Below are 2,197 nucleotides of genomic sequence, written 5' to 3' on the forward strand. Positions count from 1 at the left end.
GGCGCGCGAGCAGGGTCGCGGCGACGCCGCCCGCCACGAACGGGCGACCGGCGGGGTGCATCGGCGGCAGCGTCTCGCGGGCGAGCTGGACGGCGTGGGCGACGGGGTTGCCGGCGGAATCCGGCCGGGTGCCGCTCATGGTCGGGTCCCCTGGTTTCGTGTCGGAAGAACGCATGGGCGCCGGGGTCCGGCGGCCGCGTACGGGCGCCCCCACGCTACCGCTGCCCCAGGTGAGCGTGTCCGAGCGCCCCTGCCGGACTCCTCCGGGAGGGGGTCACCGTGGCGGGTGGGAAAGATCGGCTCGTCGTAACGCAAGGTCGATTTCGCCGATAACTCTCAGTAGTTGCCGCCGTTCGGGGCGCTGCCCCGACTGACCTGTGAGGACCGATGAGCGACCGCCACGATCCCGCCGAAGCCCGGCTTCGCGAGCTCCTCGGCGCGTGGCGTCGGGAGATCGACGAGGTGCCCGTGCCGTCGCTCGTCGACCCCGTGCGCGCGGTGGACGTCGTCATCGAGGCGATGAAGGCGAAGAACCGGGGCCGGGTGCATCCGCCCCCCGACGGCGCACGCACCCGGCCACCGGGAGATGCGCGTGAGGGAGCAGTTTAGCGCCGGAAGGCCTGTTGATCACTTTTCGTCCGGCAAAAGTTACCAACGGTCACTCGGACGCCGGGCAAGGCCGGTCGCGAGCCGCAGGATCGCCAGCAGTACGACCGCGCCCAGGATGGCCACGCCGAAGCTGGGGAAGTCGAAGTCGAAGGTCTTCGCCTGGCCCGTCGCGAGCCGGTAGAGCAGCCCGCCCAGCGCCGCGCCGACGACCCCGACGAGCACGCTGACCAGGCAACCCAGGCGTTGCCGCGCCCGTCCGCCGACGACCAGGTTGGCGATCCAGCCGACGATGGCGCCGAAGATCACCCATGCGACGAAACCCATGGCCGAAGCTTACGGGAGGGAGACGTACAAGCGCCATTGCACAAGAGCTCTTGTACAACTACTCTTGTGCGTCATGAGCGACGACATCCGGGAGATCCGGGATTCGAAGGTGCTGGCCGCCATGTCCCACCCGCTGCGCCGCCGCCTGATGGAGCTGCTGCACCTCGACGGCCCCGCCACGGCGTCGGTGCTGGCCGCCAAAAGCGGCCAAGCGGTGGGCAACATCAGTCACCACATGAAGGTGCTGGCCGCGGCAAGGCTGGTCGAAGAGGCGCCGGAACTCGCTCGTGACCAGCGGGAACGCTGGTGGAAGCGCACGTCGAAAACCCTGCGGTGGGCGTCCTCGGACTTCCCCGACGACCCGGTCGCCGAGGCGGCCGAGGTGCTCACCCTCGACCACCAGACGGCGATCGCCCGCCAGTGGATCGCCACCCGGGAGAACTATCCCGAGGAGTGGCGCGGCGCGCCGTTCAGCATGGACACCTGGCTGCGGCTGTCCACCGCCGAGCTGGACGAGCTGAACGAGCGGATCTTCCTGTTGATCAGCGAGTTCGACAACCGCACCAAGCCCGGTGACGGGGTCGAGCGCCGTCCGGTCTTCTTCGCCGCGCGGACGTCACTGGGCCAGCCGTGAAGGGGCTCTGGGGGAACAGGGACTTCCGGCTGCTCTGGACCGGCGAGACCACGAGCATGCTCGGCAGCATGGTGGCGAGCACGGCGTTGCCGCTGGTCGCGGTGGTCACGCTGCAGGCGAGCACCTTCGGGGTCGCGCTGCTGACGGCGGTGGCCTGGCTGCCCTGGCTGGTGATCGGCCTGCCGGCGGGTGCCTGGGTCGACCGGCTGCCGAAGCGCCCGGTCATGCTGATCTGCAACACCGTCTCGATGGCGGTGTTCGGCAGTGTCCCGCTCGTCGCCGCCTTCGGGCTGCTGACCATGCCGTACCTGCTGGTCGCGGCCCTGCTCGGCGGGGTCGCCAAGGTGTTCTTCAGCCTCGCCTACCGGGCCTACCTCCCGACGCTGGTCGGCAAGGACGACCTGCTCGAAGGCAACGCGAAGCTGGACGGCAGCGAATCCGCGACGCAGGTCGCCGGCCCCGGCCTGGCGGGGCTGCTGGCGCAGGCGTTCGGCCCGGTCAGCGGCATCCTCGTGGACGCGGTCAGCTTCGGCGTCTCCGTGCTGTGCGTGCGCGCGATCCGGGTGCGGGAAACCGTCGTCGCGGCGAAGCGGACGCCGTTGCGCAGCCAGATCGCCGAAGGGCTGCGGT

4 protein-coding genes and 1 pseudogene are annotated in these 2,197 nt (G+C 70.4%); 3 read left to right on the plus strand and 2 right to left on the minus strand.

The window, feature by feature from the left end:
• Nucleotides 1-139: pseudogene (locus tag CCN39_RS52470) on the minus strand (phosphatidylserine decarboxylase); the annotation flags it as partial.
• 248 nt (nt 140-387) lie between these two features.
• On the opposite strand from CCN39_RS52470, the gene CCN39_RS48675 reads away from it, so the two are divergent.
• The gene (locus CCN39_RS48675; protein ID WP_086854004.1) at nt 388-609 is read left to right on the plus strand and encodes a hypothetical protein; all 222 of its coding nucleotides are present in this window, start codon (nt 388-390) and stop codon (nt 607-609) included.
• A 39-nt stretch (nt 610-648) separates the two neighbouring features.
• Here CCN39_RS48675 and CCN39_RS48680 read toward each other — a convergent pair whose 3' ends face one another.
• Nucleotides 649-933, minus strand: coding sequence for a GlsB/YeaQ/YmgE family stress response membrane protein (locus CCN39_RS48680; RefSeq protein WP_086854006.1), 285 nt, complete (start codon nt 931-933; stop codon nt 649-651).
• Between the two features lie 73 nt (nt 934-1,006).
• Between CCN39_RS48680 and CCN39_RS48685 the strand changes: the two genes are divergently transcribed.
• Nucleotides 1,007-1,567, plus strand: coding sequence for an ArsR/SmtB family transcription factor (locus CCN39_RS48685; RefSeq protein ID WP_086854008.1), 561 nt, complete (start codon nt 1,007-1,009; stop codon nt 1,565-1,567).
• On the plus strand, nt 1,564-2,197 hold a 634-nt coding region (locus tag CCN39_RS48690), incomplete at its 3' end, for an MFS transporter (protein ID WP_143264505.1). The genes CCN39_RS48685 and CCN39_RS48690, both read left to right, overlap by 4 nt.

The sequence above is a fragment of the Amycolatopsis kentuckyensis genome (genome assembly GCF_002155975.1).
Lineage (GTDB): Bacteria > Actinomycetota > Actinomycetes > Mycobacteriales > Pseudonocardiaceae > Amycolatopsis > Amycolatopsis kentuckyensis.

What these genes read in the sequence shown, in the direction of transcription:
- CCN39_RS48675 (WP_086854004.1), top strand. Translation starts at nt 388, where the DNA reads ATGAGCGACCGCCACGATCCCGCCGAAGCCCGGCTTCGCGAGCTCCTC.
- CCN39_RS48680 (WP_086854006.1), bottom strand. Translation starts at nt 933, where the DNA reads ATGGGTTTCGTCGCATGGGTGATCTTCGGCGCCATCGTCGGCTGGATC.
- CCN39_RS48685 (WP_086854008.1), top strand. Translation starts at nt 1,007, where the DNA reads ATGAGCGACGACATCCGGGAGATCCGGGATTCGAAGGTGCTGGCCGCC.